We start from the raw sequence: 19,096 nt of genomic DNA on the forward strand, positions 1-19,096 counted from the left end.
CTTTCGGTTGTGGGTGTCGTCGCCCTGTTGGCGACCGCTTTTCTGTGGGTGGCTAACCGGCCGGGCCGCATGACCAATGATTCCGCCCACCAGCTCAAGCAGGTCCTCGGCCGGATCCCGCTGGACGACTGGCACCCCGCCATCATGACGGTCAGTTGGACGGGCTTGTACAGGCTGACCGGCGAAATCAGCTCGATGGTGCTGGTGCAGATCGGGTTGACGTTCTTGGCGGCGCTGCTGCTGGCGGTCTATCTGCACGATCTCACCCGGAGCCGGTTAGTTTCCTCGCTCGCCCTCGCTGTCCCCCTGCTGCCGTTCACCGTCACATTCCTGGGTGTGCTGTGGAAGGACGTGCAGATGATGATCGCGTTCTTGCTCGGCACGGTCTTGATCTTGCTGGCCGAGCGATTCGCTACCCTCCGCTACCCGCTTCTGGCCCTGTCCCTGCTCTTCTTGCTTTATGGGGCCATGGTCCGCAAGAACGCCTTCTTTGCGATCCTTCCGCTGGTCTTCCTGCTCTACCGGGCGTGGCGGAACGGATCGCCCGGGCTGCGCAAACGGCTGACCTCGAACAGGAGGCGCCTACTGGCCGGCTACACAGCCGCGGCGGTCACTTTCCTGGTGCTGTTGCTGGGGGCCGGTTCGGCCTTCAACGCGGTTTTCCAGCCCAAGCCAACCGGCCAGCTGTCCCAAGTCTTCCTCGACGACATCATCTTCACCGTGCCCGCCCGGGAGATACGGGCCGCGGACATCCCGCAGGAATTGGAAGACAAGTTGCTACACGCCCGCGATGTCTGTCAGTCCCAAGACGTGATCTGGGATGCCTACTGGAAGTGCTATGGCCGGGGGGCAACCGGCAAGCAGTTCGAGCCGATCGCTTATCAGGCGGAAGTACGCGACCTCTGGTTGAGCCACGTCGTCACACACCCGGCCCGGTACGCCTACTACCGCGCGCAGACCTACGCCCGGTTCCTGTTCGTCGGCAAGAGCGAGTTTGCGCCGGTGACGGCGGGCCGCCACGCGGTTCCCGCCGCCTTCTATGTGCAGCCCACCAAAGCCGACAACATCTTGTCCGACTATGTAGTGGAATTGGGTGCGAAAACGTTCCCTTGGTTCTTCAGGGCGTGGTTCTGGCTGGCGGCAGCCGCAGCTATCATCGTGCTGCTCCCCAAGGCGAAATATCTGCGCGCGCAGATCGCGGCGCTCGGTTGGTCTGCGCTTCTTTACCTTCTCGGTTACATCCCGATCGTCCCGGCCTCTGATTTCCGCTATTCCTATTGGCCCGCCATCGCCTGCACCCTTGCCGCAGTGCTTTTTCTTGCAGACCAGCGCTTAAAGGGTGACGCGAAACACGTCCCAGTGCAGTAGCAGAGACAATTGCCACAAACCAATGCCATTGTACGTATGTGCGGAACGTTGGCGCGGGGTGCATAGTTAAGACTTCGGGTGCCCATACCGGATTCTCCGTGTACAGGTGACCGTCCCCGACAGACGAATAAAGGCTGGATATTGATCGGTAACGCGACGTTTCGACATGACAACGCGGCTTTGCTGGCCGTCTCTAGCGTGGAGGCGCCCGTAGCCGTCACTTCCGCCGAGTTCGATGAGCGCCTTGCCCCCAGCCTGAAGCGCCTGAAGCTCTCCCGGAAGCTGCTTGAACGGGTTGCCGGCGTGACCGAGCGCCGCTGGTGGTCGCCCGAGTCATCGTTCGACGACGCCGCCATCGAAGCCGGCGCCAAGGCCATGGCCGAAGCCGGCGTGGAGCCGAACCAAATCGGGCTGCTGATCAATACGTCAGTGACGCGCGTAAACCTGGAGCCCTCGGTCGCGGTGAAGATCCACCACGGGCTGGGTTTACCGTCGTCGGCAATGAACTTCGACCTGGCCAACGCCTGCCTGGGCTTCGTCAACGGCATCACGCTGGCCGCCAACATGATCGACTCCGGGCAGATCAAATATGCGTTGATCGTCGCGGGCGAGGATGCCCAGCCGACCCAGGAAACCACCTTTGAACGCCTGAACCGTCCGGATTCCACCCGTGCCGACTACCTGCGCGAATTCGCCACGCTCACCTTGGGCTCGGGGGCAGCCGCAGCGGTGATCGGCCCCGCCGACGTCCACCCCGAATCACACCGGATCCTTGGCGGCGTCTCGCGTGCCGGCACCGAGCACCACGAACTGTGCGTTGGCGGGCCCGCCGGAATGTTCACGGACACCAAGGGGCTGCTGGACAACGGGCTGGAACTGGTGGTCAGCGCCTGGCACGAGGCCCACCGCGATGGGTGGAACTGGACCGCGATGGACCGGTATGTCACCCACCAGGTCTCCACGTCGTACACCAACGCGATCATCAAGGCGGTCGATCTGGTCCGTGAGCGCGTGCCGATCACCTTCCCGAAGTGGGGCAATGTGGGGCCGGCCTCGCTTCCCATGACGCTGGCCCAGGAGTCGCAGACGCTGAGCAGCGGCGACCGGGTGCTCTGCATGGGAGTTGGCTCCGGCCTGAACACCACCATGATGGAGATTGCGTGGTAGACCAACCCCTCTGGCCCGGTGTCGACCCGGCCTGGTCCCGCCGCGTCCGCGTCCCCTCCACCGCCGCGGTGGATCCGGCCGGCAGTGCCCACACCTGGCACCTGCTGGACAACGGTCCGCAGCTGGCCGAACGCGGCGTCGAGCCAGTCGGCACCCTGCTCTGCGTGCACGGCAACCCCACCTGGTCCTACCTCTGGCGCACTCTGTTGGCCGCAGCCGGCGACGCCGCAGCGCCGTGGCGCGTGGTCGCCGTCGACCAGCTGGACATGGGGTTCTCCGAGCGCACCGGGCGTTTCCGCCGGCTTGAAGACCGGATTACGGACCTGGGCGACCTGACCGCCGAGCTCGGCATCACCGGTCCGGTGGTCACCGTGGGGCACGACTGGGGCGGCGTGATCTCGCTGGGCTGGGCCACCCGGCACCGCGGCCAACTCGCCGGCGTCGTGCTGACCAACACCGCCGTCCACCCCGCCGGCTTCGGGCTTCCCGCCCCGCTGAAACTCGCGCTGCATCCCGCCGTCCATCAGTGGGGCACGACGACGTCGGCAGCCTTCCTGCGCGTCACGCACGCCTTGGCGCATCCTCCTTTGGAAAAATACGTCAGGGACGCGTTCATGGCACCGTACCGGCACGCCGCCAGGCGCACCGGCGTGGGCAACTTTGTGGCGGATATCCCGGCCGACGAGGGCGCTCCCAGCTGGAGCACGCTGAACCAGGTGGCCGAGGGCATCCGTGATCTGGACGTGCCGGCGCTGATCATGTGGGGCCCCAAGGACCCGGTTTTCTCCGACCGCTATCTGCGCGATCTGCTGGACCGGCTGCCGCAGGCGGACGTGCACCGCTTCGAAGGCGCCGGTCATCTGCTCCCCGAAGACCGCGACATCGCCACCCCCCTCTTCACCTGGCTCCCCATTACCGGTGATCGACCAAAGGCCGCCAGGCCTGCGCGGAGATCCGTGGAGACCACCCCGGTGGTCGACCAAGCGAGCGCCAGCGAGCGCGTGGAGACCCGCGCCTCCGGTGACCGACCAAAGGCCGCCAGGCCTGCGCGGAGATCCGTGGAGACCCGTGATGAGACCTTCCGCCCGATGCTCGCCGAACTCGACGAGCGCCGCGCCGACAACTCCCCCGCCGTCGTCGACATGGCGCCCCTTGCGGCTCCAGGTGCGGGGCCACGGACGCTGACCTGGGCTGAGCTCGCCGGACAGGTGGATTTGCTCGCCGACGGCCTCGCCGGGATCGGCGTCAAGGCTGGCGACCGGATCAATTTGCTTGTCCCGCCGGGCATTGAACTGACCAGCCTGATTTATGCCTGCCTAAAGCTCGGCGCCGTCATCGTGGTGGCCGACGCCGGGCTCGGCCCGGCCGGACTCAGCCGCGCCATCAAGGGTGCCGGCCCCCAGTTCATCGTCGGCATCGAGCGCGCCTTCGGCGCCGCCCGGCTGTTCAACTGGCCCGGCCAGCGCATCAGCGTCACCGAGATGGGCGAGGCTAAGCGCAAGCTCTACGGGATCGCCCACACCGTGCCCGAGCTGGTGGAGGCTGCCGCGGCCGCGTCGGCTGCCGATCGGTCTCTGCTCGGCGCCGGCGCGCCTCCATCGACCACCGACTCGAGCGCCCCTGTGGTCGACCAAGCGAGCGCCAGCGAGCGCGTGGAGACCCGCACCCCGGCAACCTCGCCGAACCCCGACGACGACGCCGCCATCCTCTTCACCTCCGGCTCCACCGGTCCGGCCAAGGGCGTGGTCTACACGCACCGCCAGCTGGCCGCCATGCGGGACACGTTGAAGGACACCTACGGGCTGGAGGCCGGCACGTCGCTGGTGGCCGGCTTCGCGCCGTTCGCCCTGCTGGGCCCGGCCCTCGGCGCCACATCGGTCACGCCGGACATGGACGTCACGGCGCCGAAGACGCTCACCGCCGCCGCCCTGGCCGACGCCGCCGCCGCGGTGGACGCCACCGCGGTCTTCGCATCGCCGGCCGCGCTGGCCAACGTCCTGGCCACGGCCGACGGCTTGACCGACGAACACCGCGTGGCGCTCTCCAGCGTCGAGCTGTTGCTTTCTGCCGGGGCCCCGATTCCGGAACCGCTGCTGGCCAAGGTGCAGTCGCTGGTGCCGTCCGCAACCCTGCATACCCCCTACGGGATGACCGAGGCGCTCCCGGTCACGGACATCAGCCTGGACGGCATCCGCGCCGCCGGTTCCGGCAACGGCGTCTGCGTCGGCACCCCGGTTTCCGGCGCCACGGTGGCCATCGCCGCGGTGGCACCGGACGGCAGCGTCTCCGATCAGCCCTCCACCGAGCCCGGCGTCACCGGAGAGATCCTGGTCAGCGCCCCGCATGTGAAGGACCGCTACGACCGCCTCTGGATCACCCAGCAGCACAGCGTCTCCGTCCCGGGCTGGCACCGCACCGGCGACGTAGGCCATCTCGACGCCGAGGGGCGGCTCTGGGTAGAGGGACGGCTCACGCACATCATCACCACGGCATCCGGTGTCGCCACTCCCGTGGCCGCAGAGCAGGCAGCGGAAACGCACGACGGCGTCCGGCTGGCTGCCGTCGTCGGCGTCGGTCCGGCGGGCACCCAGGTACCCGTTGCGGTGGTGGAAACGCTGGCGCCTGCCGCTAAACCGGGAACAGCGCCACGTGAGCTCGGCGAGCAGGTGCGCTCCGCCGTCGTACGCTCTACCGATATGGATCTGGCGGCGGTGCTGGTGGTGCCCGAGCTGCCCACCGACATCCGCCACAATTCCAAGATCGACCGGGCCAGGCTGGCCGCATGGGCGGCGAAGTCGCTGGCCGGCGGACGGATCACCAAGCCATGAGCAAGAACCCGGCCGGCGGCAGGTCTCTACTCGGCGCTGGCGCGCCTCCATCGACCACCGGCAAGTCCGCCCCCTCGGTGGTCGACCAAGCGAGCGCCCCGGTGGTCGACCAAGCGAGCGCCAGCGAGCGCGTGGAGACCCGAGCGGAGACCCGCGCGGACAGCCGAACCGTCCTGGTCACCGGCGCCAGCGGCATGCTCGGCGGCGCCGTCGCGCGGCTGCTGCTGGAGCAGGGCCACCGGGTCCGGACCTTCCAGCGCCGGCCGGCCGACATCGGCCCCGGCTCCGAGACGGTGCTGGGTTCGTTGACCGAACCCGACGCCGTCGCCCGGGCAGTCCAAGGCGTGCACGCAGTCATCCATCTGGCCGCGAAGGTCTCCTTCACCGGTGAGTGGAGCGAGTTCGTGGCCACCAACATCGACGGCACCCGAACCCTGCTGGCCGCGGCCAGATCCGCCGGGGTGCGCGACGTGGTGTTCGTTTCCTCCCCGTCCGTGGCGCATTTCGGCGAAGCGATCGCCGGAGCGGGCGCCGGGACCGCCGACCCCGAGCGGGCCCACGGCAACTACGCACGGTCCAAGGCCGCCGCCGAGCTGCTAGCCCTCGCCGAGGACTCCCCCGGCTTCCGGGTTGCCGCCATCCGCCCGCACGTTGTCTGGGGCCCCGGCGATACCCAGTTGGTGGAGCGTGTGGTGGCACGGGCCCGGGACGGCCGGCTGCCCCTGCTGGACAACGGCGCAGCCTTGATCGACACCACCTACATCGACAACGCGGCGGCAGCAATCGTCCGGGCGCTCGAACGGATGGACCAGGCGCATGGCCAGGCACTGGTGGTCACCAACGGCCAGCCACGACCGGTCGGCGAGCTGATCGCAGGAATTTGCGACGCCGCCGGCGTGAGGGCGCCGGGCTGGTCGGTCCCGGGCTGGCTGGCCCGGGGCGCCGGCGCGGCGATCGAACGCGCCTGGACCGCTGCCGGAAAGCGCGGACTGGTCACGGACGAACCGCCCATGACTAAATTCCTGGCCGAGCAACTGTCCACGGCGCACTGGTTCGACCAGCGCCGCACGCGCGAAGTACTCGACTGGACACCTGACGTCAGCATCGAGGACGGGCTGCGCCGGCTGGCAGCCCACTACCGCCCAACGGCAAGCTAGGAGCAATTGTGGAGAGCGTCAAGCTGATCGAGTCGTGGCCGGTGGACAATGCGGCCACCGCCGTCGTCGGGGCGGACGGAACTGTCCTGGCCGCTCACGGGGACCAGCAACGGCGCTTCCCGCTGGCCTCGGTCACCAAACTCCTCAGTGCCTACGCCGCGCTGATGGCGGTCGAAGAAGGCGCGTTGGAACTCGACCAGGCTGCTGGTCCCGACGGCTCCACGGTTCGTCATCTGCTGGCCCACTGCGCCGGTTACGACTTCGGCGACCGCACCATCCGCTTTGCCCCGGGAGCCCGGCGGCTCTACTCCAACGCCGGTTTCGAGGTCCTCGGCGAAACCTTGGAAGCCGCCACGGGCATGAGCTTCGCCGAGTACCTGAAGGAAGGCGTGCTGGCCCCGCTCGGCATGGCGGACACCAGCCTGCAGGGCTCCCCCGCCGCCGGCGCCACATCCACTGCCGCGGACCTGTCCCGCTTCGCCGCCGAGCTGCAAAAACCATCGCTGCTGGCCGCGTCCACGCTGAAGGAAGCGACCAGGCTGGCCTATCCCGGCCTATCCGGCGTGCTGCCCGGCTTCGGACGCCAGCAGGACAATGACTGGGGCCTCGGCTTCGAAATCCGCGACCACAAAGACCCGCACTGGACCGGCGCGAACAGCTCGCCGAATACCTTTGGCCACTTCGGCCAATCCGGCACCTTCCTCTGGGTGGATCCAGACGCCGGTGCCGCCTGCCTCGCGCTCACCGACCGCGACTTCGGCCCCTGGGCCGCTGAGGTCTGGCCGAAGTACACGGACGAAGTGTTGGCCGAGCTGAAGCGTTAGGCGGGTTCTACCAGCGTCCGTTGCGCGGGCGCGGCTGGCAGACCGGGCAGGTGTAGGACGAGCGGTTCATGAAGGTGTCCCGGTGGATCTTGGTGGTCAGGCCCAGGTCGCTGCAGCGGTAGCAAGGCTCATTTTCCCGGCCGTAGGCGTTCAGGTGCCGTTCGAAGTAGCCCGAGGCGCCGTTGACGTTCACGTAGAGCGAGTCAAAGCTGGTGCCGCCGGCCGCCAGCGCCTGCGTCATAACCTCGCGGCAGGCATCGAGGAGGCGTTCCGCGTCCTTGCGGCGCAGCGTGTCCGTGGGGCGGGCGTAGTGGAGCTTGGCAGCCCACAGCGCCTCGTCCGCATAGATGTTTCCGATGCCTGAGACCAAGGCCTGGTCCAGGATGGCGCGCTTGATGCCGGTCTTGCGGGCACGGAGTCGCTGGTAGAACGCGTCAAAGGAGAAAGCTGGGTCCAGCGGGTCGCGGGCGATGTGCGAGGCATCGACGGGGATCAGCGGCAGACCGGTCTCGGAGATGCCGCCGGCGTGGCCGTCGCGGGTGGGTGCTAGATCTGCCAGAAACATGCCGCCGAAGATCCGTTGGTCGACGAAGCGCAGCTCGGCCGGCATCGGAGAGCCGTCGGCATCGCTGGCCGGGCTCAGCGTCAGCCGCACTTTGAGGTGCTTCTCGTCCGGCTGTGCGCTGTCCTCTACCAGCAGTTGTCCGCTCATGCCAAGGTGCGCCATCAGGGCGAGTTTGGGTTCATTCCCGGCGTCGCCGTTCGAATCGTTCACACCCGTGGCATCGGCCTCCAACAGGGGCATCCAGAGGAACTTGCCGCGCCGGACGACGTCGGCAATGTGGGCGCCGACCAAGTTTCCGCGGAGGTCCTCGGCGCCGAGTGTGTGCCGGCGGATGGAGCGTTCATCAAGGACGTCGACGCCGGTGATGGTCCGGCCGCGGACCCACTGGGCCAGCCCGCGGCGGACAACCTCCACCTCGGGCAGCTCAGGCATCCGATCCGCTGTTCTCCGTCACCGCTTCGGGTAGGGATCCGCGCAGGTCCCGCCACGTTGAGGCGGCGGCTTCCTGTTCGGCTTCCTTCTTGGAATGTCCGGTCCCCTGGCCGTGTTCGGCGGTGCCGATCAGTAGCGTGGCCACAAACGTCCTCGCGTGGTCCGGACCCGAGCCCTCCACGCGGTACGTCACGTTGCCCATTTTCCGGGCTGCGGCCAGTTCCTGGATGCTGGTCTTCCAGTCGGTCCCGGCACCCAGGGCCTCGGCGTCTGCCAGCAGCGGCCCGATCAGGCGCATCACCAACTGGCGTGCGGTTTCGATGCCGTGGCACAGGTAGGTGGCGCCGAACAGGGCTTCCATGGTGTCGGCAAGAATAGAGGACTTGTCCGCGCCGTTGGTCAGCTTTTCGCCTTGCCCGAGCAGCACATGCTGCCCCACATCCAGCGAGCGGGCAATGCCGGCCAGCGCCCGGGTGGACACCACTGCGGATCGCCGTTTGGCCAGCTCACCCTCAGGCAGGTCCGGGTTGTCCCGGTACAGCGCGTCGGTCACGGAGAAACCCAGAATCGAGTCGCCCAGGAACTCCAGGCGCTCGTTCGTGGGCAGACCGCCGTGTTCGTAGGCGTAAGAACGATGGGTTAAAGCGAGACGGAGCGTCTCGGCGTCGAGATCGACACCGAGACGCTCCAAAAGCTCTTCAGTTGAAGGCATACCGGACGTTATTACGCGTCGGCTACCTTGCGGCCCTTGTACTCAAGGAACAGCGCGGTACCTGCCGAGTCGGTGACAACCTTTGCCTGGTGCGGCAGGCTGTAGGTGACACGGCCGTTCTCAACGGTCTTGACCAGGTTGGGCGCAGTGGCCTTCCACTGGGACCGGCGGGCGCGCGTATTCGAGCGGGACATCTTCCGCTTGGGAACAGCCACGGCTAACTCTCTTCTCTCTCGTCTGACTCTTTACTTTTCGGCGCCTCGTCGGCGGCCGTGCCGGCCAGCCCAGCAAGGGCTGCCCAGCGAGGATCCACGACCTCATGTTGGTGACCCGGATCCTCTTCAAGGCGCATCCCGCATTCTGGGCACAAGCCTTGGCAGTCTTCCCGGCACACCGGCTGGAACGGCAGGGCGGTCACCACTGCGTCCCTCAGCACCGGCTCGAGATCGATTAGATCGCGCTCAACCCGCCGCTGTTCGTCCTGTTCTTCTTCCTCGAGGAGTTCAGCATCCTCATAGTAGAAGAGTTCCTGCACTTTGACGTCAAGGTCGTACGCGATGGGATCCAGGCAGCGCCCGCACTCGCCCGTGACAGCCACGGATACAGTGCCGGAAACCAGGATTCCCTCGTGCACGGCCTCAAGCTTCAGATCCAGCTCCATGTCGGAGCCTTGCTGAACGCCAATGAGCGCTGCCCCGAAATCCTTCGGCGCAGCTATATGTTCCTCAAGAGTCCGCATGCTGCCCGGGCTGCGCCCGAGGTCCTTGACCGCAAGGGTCAAGGGCGAACTTTGATCATGGTTCAAGACCAATGTACTGAAAACTCCTAAAGGAACATACGACCGACGTATCATCTTAGCTTGGATCCGGCGCTGGCCCAAACCGGCCATCCTGCGCCAGTCTCAGCCCTGTCCGGCCGCCGCCAAGGGCGTCTCCGCCTCGATCTGGCCGGCGAGGTCAACGATCCAGGAACGCAGTTCCGGTCCCAGGTCTTCGCGTTCCGTTGCCAGCGAGATGACCGCCTTGATGTAGCTGAGCTTGTCGCCGGTGTCGTAGCGACGCCCCTTGAAGACGACGGCATACACTCCGCCGCCGTCGTCGTCAGACTTGGCCAGGGTCTGCAGCGCGTCGGTCAGCTGGATTTCGCCGCCGCGCCCCGGCGCGGTCTGCTCCAGCACATCAAAGACGGCCGGATGCAGCACGTAGCGGCCAATCACGGCCAGATTGGACGGCGCGTCGGCCGTGGCCGGCTTCTCCACCAGGCCGTGGACCTTCACGTGCGCGGCTCCGTCAACGGCGCTGACGTCGGCGCAGCCGTAGGCGCTGATCTGTTCCGGATCGACCTCCATCAGGGCGATGACGGAACCGCCAGTCGCCTGCTGCACAGCGATCATCTCCGAGAGCAGTTCGTCGCGCTCGTCAATGAGGTCATCGCCCAGCAGGACGGCGAAGGGCTCGTCCCCTACATGCTGCTTGGCGCGGAGCACCGCATGGCCGAGCCCCATGGGATCGCCCTGCCGAACGTAGTGGATATCCGCCAGCTCGGAGGATTCGCGCACGGCGGCCAGCTTCTCCAGGTCACCCTTGGCCTCCAGGGTCTCCTCGACGAACGGCACACGGTCGAAGTGGTCCTCCAGTGACCGCTTGTTGCGCCCGGTGATCATCAGGACATCCGTCAGGCCGGAGCGCGCCGCTTCTTCGACGACGTACTGGATGGCCGGTTTGTCGACGACCGGAAGCATTTCCTTGGGCATGGCTTTGGTCGCCGGCAGGAACCGGGTTCCCAGGCCTGCAGCAGGGACCACGGCTTTGCGTACTAGTGGAGCATGAGACATGGGTACGAGATTAGCTGAAGCAACCACTCGGTCGTAATCGCACGTCATGACTCGGGCGCAGATATTGGGACTGTTCCCCCGGCGCGGAAGCGATTGAGAACCGCTTTGGGCACGAACTCGGAAATGTCTCCGCCCAGGGACGCAACTTCTTTGATCAGCGTGGAAGAGACATGCGAATAGCTGTTCTCGCCAGCGAGAAACACCGTCTCAATGCCGGCCAGGTGCCTGTTCATGTGGGCCATCGGCAATTCGTAGTGGTAGTCCTGTGACGAGCGCAGGCCTTTGACGATGACGCCGGCCCCACGGCTGCGGCAGTATTCGGCGAGCAGGCCCTCGCCCATCGCCTCAACGCTCACACCGCGGAGGTAGGACAGCGTCTCGCGGGCCATGGCCAGCCTCTCCTCCAGCGTGAAGCGGTACTTCTTGGCGTAGTTGGTCGAGACGGCGACGATGACCTCGTCATACATGCTCGCGGCACGGGCAATAATTTCCACGTGTCCTTTGTGGAGCGGGTCGTAGGATCCTGGGCAGACAGCACGGCGCATAGAGTCGAATCTAGCCGATCCGGCAGGCCGCGCACCACGCGGGATGGTAATACTGGAAGTCATGAGCACAGCAATGAGGCAACTGGTGCACGGACGCCGTGACAACGTTGCCGCCCCATGGCAGCGGACCGCGGCGGGATCGAACCTCCTCGGCGATGACGGCGGGCTCGGCGTGACCATCTTCGAGGAGATGACCACGCTGGCGGCCCGGACCGGTGCCATCAACCTGGGACAAGGCTTCCCGGACGAGGACGGGCCGGCCGAAATAGCTGCCGCCGCGATGGACGCCATCCGCAACGGCGCCAATCAGTACGCGCCGGGCAAAGGGACGCTCACGCTGCGCACCGCCGTCGCGCACCATCAGGAACGGTTCTACGGACTGACTCCCGACCCGGAAACCGAGATCATCGTCACCACGGGGGCAACGGAGGCTCTGGCAGCCACGCTGCTGGCGCTGACCGGACCGGGCGACGAAGTCCTGACCTTCGAACCCTTTTACGACTCCTACGGCGCGGTCATCGGATTGAGCGGCGCCCGGCATACCACGGCACCGCTGCTGGCTCCGGACTTCCAGCCCGACCTCGACGCACTTGAGGCGGCCTTCTCCGAGCGCACCCGAATGGTGGTGGTCAACAACCCGCACAACCCCATGGGCAGCGTCTTCTCGCGTGCGGCGCTGACCCGAATCGTCGAACTGGCACACCGCTACGATGCGCTGATCGTCACCGACGAGGTCTACGAACACCTCACCTTCGATGTCCCGCACATCCCGATCGCGACGCTGCCTGGCGCGGCGGAACGGACCCTCACCATCTCCTCGGCCGGAAAGACGTTCTCCTTCACCGGCTGGAAGGTCGGCTGGCTCTCCGGCCCGGCGGACCTGGTGGCGGCGGTGCGGACCGTCAAACAGTTCCTCACCTACAGTTCGGGCGCCCCGTTCCAGGATGCGGTGGCGCTGGGGCTCGGACTGCCCGACTCCTTCTACACCGGAGTCGCCAGGGACCTGAAGGCCAAGCGCGACCTGCTCAGCGACGGCCTGCGGCAAGCGGGCTTTGACGTCTTCACGCCGCAAGGCACCTACTTCGTCAACGTGGACACCGCACCGCTGGGCTTTGCCGACTCCCTGGAACTGGCCCGGGCTATGCCGGAGCAGATCGGTGTTGCGGCCATCCCGGTGCCCGTGTTCTGCCATCCCGACGGCGCCCGGCGGACCCGTTCGCTGCTGCGCTTCGCCTTCTGCAAGAAGACCGAGGTGCTGCAGGAAGCCGCCCGGCGCCTCGCCTCCCTGCGGAAAGGGGCCTGAGCCGTGGCCGAACGATATCTCGGCGGCAGCGGCCTGCACGCGAGCATCGATAAGGACGACCGCGTCCCGGGTTCCTACGTCCTCAGCATCGGCGGCGCGGAGCAATCACACGTCAATCTGCGGCATCCCGACGAGGTGTTCTACGAATACCTGCGCCGGATCGCCAACGTCGTCGACCTCGCCGGACCGCGGGGAGTCCCGCTCCGGTTCCTTCATCTGGGAGCCGGCGCCCTCACGCTGGCCCGCTATGTGCAGGCCACCCGCCCCGGTTCCGACCAAGTGGCCGTGGAGCTGGAGCGGGAACTGTTGGACTTCGTGCTCGAGCACCTGCCCATGCCGGAGGGAACCGATCTCACGGTCCACTTCGGCGATGCCCGGCATGAAGTGGCCTTCGGCGATATTGAGGGGACGTTCGACGTCATTGTGCTGGATGTCTTTGCCGGCGATGACGCCCCGGAACACCTCACCACCGCCGGCTTCTACGAGGAGTTGCTGGATGTGCTGGAACCCGACGGAGTGCTGCTGGTCAACGTGGGCGACGATCCGCCGCTGACATTCGCCAAGCGGCAAACCAGGGAACTGATCTCCGCCGCCGGGTCCGTCGCCGCCCTCGCCGAGACCGGCATGTTCACCAGCACCAAGGCCGGCAACATCGTGCTGGCCACACGTCTTGACGGCTGGTCGCCTGAATGGACCGACGCGCTGCTGGCCGCCGGTCCGCACCCCGCAGCCGTGCTCACCGGTCCCGAGCTTGAGTCATTCGCCGGGGGCTGAGGGCCCCATGACCGGCTCGGCGAACCACAACTGGGTCTCGCCGTACTTCTTGACTGCAAACCGCTCCAGGCGATGCGGCCACGCGGGTTCCTGGGAACGCGAGGAACGCTCGACGACGACCACCGCGCCGTCGGCAAGGTAACCGGACAGGGACCCCAGGACCGCCCCGAGCGCGTCCTCCCCCAACGGATAGGGCGGATCCATCAGTACCAGGTCCCAATGTTGTCCCGCGGGAAGCTTCTCGAGAAAACGTTCCGCTTTCATGCGGTGAACGGTGGCCGTCTTCCGGCCCAGCTTCTCGTTGACCATATCGGCGTTTCGCCGGCATACCGCTGCGGCCTTGTCCGCCGCTTCGACCAGGTCGACTGTGGCAGCGCCGCGGCTGGCGGTTTCCACGCCCAGCGCCCCGGATCCGGCGAAGAGGTCCAGCACGCGTGCACCGGCCAGAACGTCGTAGGACTCCAGCCGGGAGAACAGCGCCTCCTTGACCCGGTCCGTCGTCGGCCTCGTGTTGTCGCCCGGAACGCTCGCCAGGGTCAGTCCCCCGGCCACGCCGGCCACGATCCGGCTCACCGATTACCCGCGCTCAAGGAAGGCCTCGCGTTCGGGGTTCAGGTACAGCTCGATGGCCTCCGCCAGTTCCGGATACTGCGAGAGTGTGGAGTCATGCTGCAGGATGGCGGCGGCATCTTGGCGGGCACGGGCGATGACCGCCTCGTCCTTGATCACCCGCAGGAGTTTCAGCGTCGATTTGCCTCCCGATTGCGAGGCGCCGAGGATGTCCCCTTCGCGGCGCAGCTGCAAGTCTGCCTGGGAGAGTTCGAACCCATCGGTGGTGGCGGCAACGGCCTGCAGCCGCTCCCGGCTGGGGTGGCCCGGTTCCAGCTGCGTCACCAACAGGCAGGTACCGGGCAGACCGCCCCGGCCCACCCGGCCGCGGAGCTGATGGAGCTGGGAGATCCCGAATCGGTCGGCGTCCAGGATCACCATCATGGTGGCATTGTGCACGTCGACACCGACTTCGATCACCGTGGTCGAGACCAGAATGTCCAGCGTGCCGTCGTTGAACTCCGCCATGGCTGCGGCCTTCTGCTCGGACTCGAGCCGCCCGTGCAGCATGCCGATCCGCACGCCCGCCAGCGCCGGCAGGCCGCTGATGTGCTCGATGATTCCGGCCACCGAGGCCATCGGCCGCTGTTGCTCCTGTTCCAGATCGTCCGGCGGATCCGCTTCCTCGAGCTCGTCGTCGCCAATCTTGGGGCAGACAACGTAGACCTGCCGGCCGGCGTCGACCTCTTCGCGGGCGCGCTGCCAGATTCGGTCCTCCCACGCAGGGTGTTCCTGCAGCGCCACCATGTGAGTGGTGATCGGCGCGCGGCCCGCGGGCAGTTCGGTCAGCACCGACGTCTCCAGGTCACCGAAGACCGTCATCGCCACGGTCCGCGGGATGGGCGTGGCGGTCATGACCAACAGATGCGGCGGTGTGTCGGCCCGGCTGCGCAGTTTGTCCCGCTGCTCCACACCAAACCGGTGCTGCTCGTCCACCACTACCAGCCCAAGGTCCAGGAACTGCACGGTCTCGGCGAGCAGCGCGTGGGTGCCGACGACGATTCCCGCTTCCCCGGTTGCTACATCCAGCAGGGCCCTGCGCTTGGCGGTTCCGGTCATTGATCCGGTGAGCAGCACCACCTTGGTGCCGTCGGCGTCGCCGCCGAGCATGCCGCCCTGTGCCAGCGGGCCGAGCGTCTTGCTGATCGACTCGTAGTGCTGTCCGGCCAAGACCTCGGTCGGCGCGAGCAGCGCCGCCTGGCCGCCCGAATCGACCACTTGAAGCATCGCCCGCAGGGCCACCAGGGTCTTTCCGGAACCGACTTCCCCCTGCAGCAACCGGTTCATCGGCGCATGGCCGGCCAGCTCAGTGGCGATGGTCTGCCCGACGTCGCGCTGCCCGTTGGTCAGCTCGAAGGGCAACCGGGCGTCGAACTTGTCGGCGATTCCGCCGGTCCGTCCCGGTCGTGCGGTGGCGTGCTCAGCCGCCGCGATGGCCCGCTTCCGCCCCAGCGCCGCCTGCAGGACCAGCGCTTCCTGGTACCGGAAGCGGTCCCGGGCCGCGTTGGCTGCCTCCATCGATGCCGGCCGGTGGATCTGTTCATAGGCCTCGGCCAGCGAGAGCAGGCCGTCTCGGATGGCGATGTCCGGCGGGATGGGGTCGCCCAAGCGGCTGAGGTCCACGATGTCCAGCAACGCGTCCACCGCGGCCTTGATCCGCCAGCTGCCCAGCTTGGCCGTGGCCGGGTACATCGGTACCGGACGCAAGGCTTCCTCGGCGTCGAAGTCGAAGGCGTCCTCAAGCAGTTGATAGTCCGGGTTGGTCAGCGTGAGGCTGCCTCGGTACGAGGTCACCTTGCCGGAGAACATGGCGAGTGTGCCCGGCTTCAGCTCGCGTTCGGCCTGGTAGCCGTTGAAGAAGGTGAGGCTGATGTCCGAAGAATTGTCGGTCACCACCACTTCGGTCAGCGAGCCGCGGCGGGCACGCATCCGGCGCGACGTGCACTTCAGGACACGGGCCACCAAGCTGGCATCCTCGTCAAACGGCAGCTCGGCGATCATGGTCAGTTCGCCGCGCTTCAGGTACCGCCGCGGAAAGTAATTGAGCAGTTCCCCGGTCAGCGTGATGCCCAGGTGCTTCTCGAGTGCCGTCGCTGAACGCTTGCCGAGCCGCCGCTCTAGCGGAACACCCAGCTCATCGGGCAGGCTAGCCGCCATGGGTGTGCTCCGGCGGGCCGGCGAGTTCCGTCATCGTGACATTCATCGGTTCACCCAGCTCCCGGATGAGCTCCAGGGCCGCATCGCCGTCCGGCACGTGGGCGTGGACTCGCCAGCGGTACCCGCCCTCGACCTCGGTTACCGCACTCATGATGACCGAATCGCCCAGTTCGTCCAGCTTCAAGCGCAGCGTTGCCGCATCCAACGGGCTGAGGTTGATGGTGCACATTACCTCGACGCCTTCGTCGATGTGGTCCAGATGCAAATGCGGATCCTGCACGTTGAAGCCGTGCAATCCGTCCAGCAGTTCGGGCTGCAGCCCCTGGCCTAGGGCGCTGGCACGCAAGGTGTCCATGATGAGCAGGAAACCCACCGCCCCGGCATCGACAATATGGGCCGATTCCAGGGCACCGAGCTGGGCCTCGGTCCTGACCACTGCGGCGAGGGCCTCCTCCACGACCGCTTCCAGCGTCGAGGCCAGTCCATGGTTGCTGTCGTCGCCGTGCTGGGCGCCGTGCACGGCCGAGGCCGCCCGCGACACCGCGGCGATGACGGAGAGCATGGTTCCCTCCACCGGCTCGCTCAGCGCAGACCAGCAGCGGATCTCTGCACGCTGCAGGGACGCGGCCAGCAGCGGTCCGGTCAACCGGGTGGTCCCGCGCAGCGGTTCAGCCAGTGCAGCCAGGAAAACGGACAGCAAGGTGCCCGAGTTTCCGCGCGCTTCCTCCATGGCGGCCTGGCCCGCACCGGCCAGGAGTTCACCGACGTCGGACGTGGGATTTTCCGAGGCTGATTTAGCCGCCGCACGGATGGTCAGATAGAGGTTGGTCCCGGTGTCGCCGTCGGCCACCGGGAAAATATTGATGGCGTTCAGGCGGTCGCTGTGGTTCCCGAGTACCACCTCGGCCTTGGACAGCCAGCGGCGCAGCGCTTCGGCATTGGCAGCAATCTTCGTCTGCAACATGGTCCCATCTGCATGCGCCGGCGATGCCCGCCAACGATCGTCCTCAGTTCTCCGGCGTTAACTGAGCCTACCGCAGCCTGCCCAGCGCATCGGCACGCCGCGGCGGCGCTGTGGACCTACTCCAAATCCGCGGTGCTCAGGTATTCGCCGAGGCTATCGCTCTGCAGGGCATCTGCGATCTCGGCAATGGCCGCCTCATCGGGTACCACGATCGATTGGCCGTCGGCGGACGTGCCGGTGCCGAGCGTCGGAAGGGTAAACATCTGAACGTCGTTTGAACGCACGTCTCGAAGCGATACTCCCAAGGACCCTGCGGTCATGGCGTTCAAGTCATTATCGACGCTGACGAACGGAGAAAATTCGTCGACAACCTCATTGATGCGGATCGGGTTGGTCAGCGTTTCCGCCGTCAGGAACTCGGACATCAGAGCTTTGACGAAGAGTTGCTGGTTGCGGACGCGCTGATAGTCGCCGTCGCTGAAGGCCTTGCGCTCCCGAACGAAGGACAGGGCCGATTCGCCGTCCAGGGTCTGCGTGCCCGCCGGGAAGTGTTCCCCGGTCGAGCCATTCGCTGAGAAGGCCGCCGGGTTGTTGATCTCTACCCCGCCCAGGGCATCGGTGAGTTCCTTGAAGCCGGCGAAGTCGATGATCGCCACGTGGTCGACGCGGGTCTCGAACATGCCTTCAATGGTTTCAACCACAAGCGGCACACCACCGAACGCCATGGCTGCGTTGATCTTGTGCTCGCCCTGGCCCGGAATGTCCACCCAGGTATCACGCATGATCGACATGACGTAGACGCTCTCCCGGTTTTCCGGGATGTGCATCAGCATCATGGTGTCCGACCGGCTGCCATCCGAAGTCTCGGTGAGGTTCTCCCCCGAGGTGTTGCGGCTGTCCGAACCCATGAGCAGAATGTTGACGGATTTGTCGTTGGGGTCCTTTTCCGCCCGGTTGGTCGGGAAGGCCGACTCGATCGTCTGTGACTTGCTGTTGAAAGAGTTGGCGAGGTTGAAAATGTAGCCACCTCCAACAATTGCGGCCACAACAACAATGCCCAACAGCGTGAAGAAGACCGTTCGAATGGGGTCTTTCTTGCCCTTGCGGCGCTGCCGCCGTGGGCGGTACTCGTTGTCATGTTCAGCAGTCAATGAGGTCTCTTCCTTGGGAGGGGCTACCTAATAGGATAAAGCCCGCGGCAGGCTTGCCCTTGCAGGAACCCCGCTGGGCGTGGCCGCCGTCACGGCGGCCCCAGCGGCCTGCAAGGACCGGGATACGCTAGCAGTATGACCCGTGTTTTCCCCAATCGCCTCCGTTGTGCTGCCCTGTTGTCGCTCGGATTGTTGGGAACCCTCACGGCCTGCTCGCCGGTGGTCACGGTTGACGCAGCACCGGATGCTGCCAATCCCGGCTGCGCTCCGATGATGGTGATCCTGCCCCAGTACGTGGCCGACTTCCCGCGCCGCGAAACCAGCAGCCAGGCCACTGCTGCCTGGGGGGACCCGTCACAGGTGATCCTGCGCTGCGGAGTTCAGGTTCCCGGTCCGACGACGGATCAGTGCGTTTCGGTCAACGACGTGGATTGGGTGCTGCGCGAAGGCGAGAACGGCTACTGGACCGCCACGACGTACGGGCGCACGCCGGCCACGGAACTGATTTTCAAGCCCGACGACGTGGCGGAGAGTTCCGTACTGATGGATCTGTCCGCGGCGGCCTCGGAGATTCCGCAGGAACGAAAGTGCCTGAGCATCTCGGACACGTTGTAGGGCTGCAGGGGTCTCCGCGCAGGCGGGTCTCCACGCAGGCGCAAGCGCCTTTGGTCGACCACCGGCGGTTGAAGCGCCTTTGGTGGTCGAC

The 19,096-nt window shown here is 66.4% G+C and carries 18 protein-coding genes; 8 read left to right on the plus strand and 10 right to left on the minus strand.

The window, feature by feature from the left end:
* The first annotated feature begins 9 nt into the window (after positions 1 to 9).
* The 5 genes from ACWF5H_RS17940 to ACWF5H_RS17960 all read left to right on the plus strand — a co-directional run bounded on the left by ACWF5H_RS17940 (position 10) and on the right by ACWF5H_RS17960 (position 7,344).
* Positions 10 to 1,368 (plus strand): hypothetical protein, encoded by a 1,359-nt coding sequence (locus tag ACWF5H_RS17940; protein ID WP_452038560.1) that lies wholly within the window; start codon positions 10 to 12, stop codon positions 1,366 to 1,368.
* Positions 1,369 to 1,509: 141 nt separating this feature from the next.
* The gene (locus tag ACWF5H_RS17945) at positions 1,510 to 2,535 is read left to right on the plus strand and encodes a 3-oxoacyl-ACP synthase III (RefSeq protein WP_452038561.1); all 1,026 of its coding nucleotides are present in this window, start codon (positions 1,510 to 1,512) and stop codon (positions 2,533 to 2,535) included.
* Complete coding sequence (locus ACWF5H_RS17950) at positions 2,529 to 5,363, plus strand: alpha/beta fold hydrolase (protein ID WP_452038562.1); 2,835 nt, start codon at positions 2,529 to 2,531, stop codon at positions 5,361 to 5,363. The genes ACWF5H_RS17945 and ACWF5H_RS17950 overlap by 7 nt, the downstream gene beginning before the upstream one ends.
* A 194-nt stretch (positions 5,364 to 5,557) precedes the next feature.
* Positions 5,558 to 6,520: an NAD-dependent epimerase/dehydratase family protein gene (locus tag ACWF5H_RS17955; protein ID WP_452038611.1), complete on the plus strand. Its 963-nt coding sequence runs from the start codon at positions 5,558 to 5,560 to the stop codon at positions 6,518 to 6,520.
* Between the two features lie 8 nt (positions 6,521 to 6,528).
* On the plus strand, positions 6,529 to 7,344 hold the full coding sequence (locus ACWF5H_RS17960; RefSeq protein WP_452038563.1) for a serine hydrolase domain-containing protein: 816 nt from the start codon (positions 6,529 to 6,531) through the stop codon (positions 7,342 to 7,344).
* A 7-nt stretch (positions 7,345 to 7,351) separates the two neighbouring features.
* On the opposite strand, the gene mutM is transcribed toward ACWF5H_RS17960, so the two are convergent.
* The 6 genes from mutM to coaD form a co-directional block, all read right to left on the minus strand.
* Complete coding sequence (gene mutM, locus ACWF5H_RS17965) at positions 7,352 to 8,341, minus strand: bifunctional DNA-formamidopyrimidine glycosylase/DNA-(apurinic or apyrimidinic site) lyase (protein ID WP_452038564.1); 990 nt, start codon at positions 8,339 to 8,341, stop codon at positions 7,352 to 7,354.
* Positions 8,334 to 9,053 (minus strand): ribonuclease III, encoded by a 720-nt coding sequence (rnc, locus tag ACWF5H_RS17970; protein ID WP_452038565.1) that lies wholly within the window; start codon positions 9,051 to 9,053, stop codon positions 8,334 to 8,336. The genes mutM and rnc overlap by 8 nt, the downstream gene beginning before the upstream one ends.
* Before the next feature lie 11 nt (positions 9,054 to 9,064).
* Positions 9,065 to 9,268, minus strand: a complete 204-nt coding sequence (rpmF, locus tag ACWF5H_RS17975) for a 50S ribosomal protein L32 (protein ID WP_127511582.1) — start codon at positions 9,266 to 9,268, stop codon at positions 9,065 to 9,067.
* Between the two features lie 2 nt (positions 9,269 to 9,270).
* Positions 9,271 to 9,834 (minus strand): YceD family protein, encoded by a 564-nt coding sequence (locus ACWF5H_RS17980; RefSeq protein WP_364650438.1) that lies wholly within the window; start codon positions 9,832 to 9,834, stop codon positions 9,271 to 9,273.
* A gap of 120 nt (positions 9,835 to 9,954) precedes the next feature.
* Positions 9,955 to 10,887 (minus strand): UTP--glucose-1-phosphate uridylyltransferase GalU, encoded by a 933-nt coding sequence (gene galU / locus ACWF5H_RS17985; RefSeq protein WP_452038566.1) that lies wholly within the window; start codon positions 10,885 to 10,887, stop codon positions 9,955 to 9,957.
* Between the two features lie 44 nt (positions 10,888 to 10,931).
* Positions 10,932 to 11,432 carry a pantetheine-phosphate adenylyltransferase gene (gene coaD, locus ACWF5H_RS17990; protein WP_452038567.1) on the minus strand — a complete coding sequence of 167 codons (501 nt, stop codon included), beginning with the start codon at positions 11,430 to 11,432 and terminating at the stop codon, positions 10,932 to 10,934.
* A 61-nt stretch (positions 11,433 to 11,493) separates the two neighbouring features.
* On the opposite strand from coaD, the gene ACWF5H_RS17995 reads away from it, so the two are divergent.
* Positions 11,494 to 12,735, plus strand: coding sequence for an aminotransferase class I/II-fold pyridoxal phosphate-dependent enzyme (locus ACWF5H_RS17995; RefSeq protein WP_452038568.1), 1,242 nt, complete (start codon positions 11,494 to 11,496; stop codon positions 12,733 to 12,735).
* 3 nt (positions 12,736 to 12,738) lie between these two features.
* Positions 12,739 to 13,509, plus strand: coding sequence for a spermidine synthase (locus ACWF5H_RS18000; protein WP_452038569.1), 771 nt, complete (start codon positions 12,739 to 12,741; stop codon positions 13,507 to 13,509).
* Here the strand turns inward: ACWF5H_RS18000 and rsmD are convergent.
* The 4 genes from rsmD to ACWF5H_RS18020 form a co-directional block, all read right to left on the minus strand.
* Positions 13,492 to 14,082 (minus strand): 16S rRNA (guanine(966)-N(2))-methyltransferase RsmD, encoded by a 591-nt coding sequence (gene rsmD, locus ACWF5H_RS18005; protein WP_452038571.1) that lies wholly within the window; start codon positions 14,080 to 14,082, stop codon positions 13,492 to 13,494. The two genes, ACWF5H_RS18000 and rsmD, sit on opposite strands and share 18 nt — an antisense overlap.
* A 3-nt stretch (positions 14,083 to 14,085) precedes the next feature.
* Positions 14,086 to 16,275 carry an ATP-dependent DNA helicase RecG gene (locus ACWF5H_RS18010; RefSeq protein ID WP_452038572.1) on the minus strand — a complete coding sequence of 730 codons (2,190 nt, stop codon included), beginning with the start codon at positions 16,273 to 16,275 and terminating at the stop codon, positions 14,086 to 14,088.
* On the minus strand, positions 16,265 to 17,203 hold the full coding sequence (locus tag ACWF5H_RS18015) for a DAK2 domain-containing protein (RefSeq protein ID WP_452038612.1): 939 nt from the start codon (positions 17,201 to 17,203) through the stop codon (positions 16,265 to 16,267). The genes ACWF5H_RS18010 and ACWF5H_RS18015 overlap by 11 nt, the downstream gene beginning before the upstream one ends.
* Before the next feature lie 152 nt (positions 17,204 to 17,355).
* On the minus strand, positions 17,356 to 18,390 hold the full coding sequence (locus ACWF5H_RS18020; protein WP_452038573.1) for an LCP family protein: 1,035 nt from the start codon (positions 18,388 to 18,390) through the stop codon (positions 17,356 to 17,358).
* Positions 18,391 to 18,525: 135 nt separating this feature from the next.
* Here ACWF5H_RS18020 and ACWF5H_RS18025 point away from each other — a divergent pair, with 135 nt between their 5' ends.
* Positions 18,526 to 19,005, plus strand: coding sequence for a DUF3515 domain-containing protein (locus tag ACWF5H_RS18025; RefSeq protein ID WP_364650417.1), 480 nt, complete (start codon positions 18,526 to 18,528; stop codon positions 19,003 to 19,005).
* Positions 19,006 to 19,096: the final 91 nt, after the last annotated feature.

This window comes from Arthrobacter sp. NPDC055138, from assembly GCF_053607305.1.